Below are 781 nucleotides of genomic sequence, written 5' to 3'. Positions count from 1 at the left end.
GGTTCCAATTGTTAGGTATAGACAAGAGTTAGCACCCTCAGCTGCACCCATGGTATTTTCAGCAAGTGACGCGCCATTTACATCTGTTGTCCAAGCGATAGGTTTGTTGCCATACCAAGTTTTCATTTGACCTACAAAATCATAATTTTGCCAAGGTAATTTAGGCGTTGAGGTGATATAACCATAAGTTGGTGAGTCGTGATTGATGTCGATTGGCCCAAAAGATGAAATACCGAAACTTTCCACTTCATATTGGTCGAAGAAAGCTTTCAACTCCCCCATAGTTTCTTCAGGGACTGTTGTATCAATACGCACTTGGTCGATAATATTTAAGTCGGCATCAGAAACCGCACAGATAAATTTTGTCCCACCAGCTTCGATGCCACCATATAATAAATCTCTTGTCATAATTAATTGCCTCCATTATTGTATTCTTTTCCCATATTATACATTACTTGCTACTATTATAAAAAGAGAGGCTGACACTTTTGTGGCCACCTCTCTACAAATTTATTTTAGCTATATGATCTACTTGATGATTTAAACTTCTTCAAAGAATTGACCTGGATGTTCAATTGCACGTACACGAACAATATCTGGAATCTCCTCTAATTTTGCGACTAAACGCTCAACTTTCTCATAATCTAATTCCTCTAAATCAACCAATGTATATGCAAAGTCATCACGACCACGGTTCACCATATTCGCAATATTCATTCCTTGTTCCGCCACGAAGCTTGAAATCTTACCAATCATGTTTGGAATGTTACGGTTAATAATG

The 781-nt window shown here is 37.9% G+C and carries 1 protein-coding gene and 1 pseudogene; both read right to left on the bottom strand.

What is annotated here, in order from left to right; all coding sequences use genetic code 11:
* Nucleotides 1-408 (bottom strand): ROK family protein (locus tag ACRCJ0_RS17020; protein ID WP_431391338.1); only part of this gene is annotated, 408 nt, incomplete at its 3' end.
* A 132-nt stretch (nt 409-540) separates the two neighbouring features.
* A pseudogene (locus tag ACRCJ0_RS17015) lies at nt 541-781 on the bottom strand (3-phosphoglycerate dehydrogenase); the annotation flags it as partial.

It is taken from the genome of Aerococcus sp. L_32, assembly GCF_050689315.1.
The sequence above is the reverse complement of the archived record's forward strand: the minus strand, read 5'-3'. Positions and strand labels throughout refer to the sequence as shown.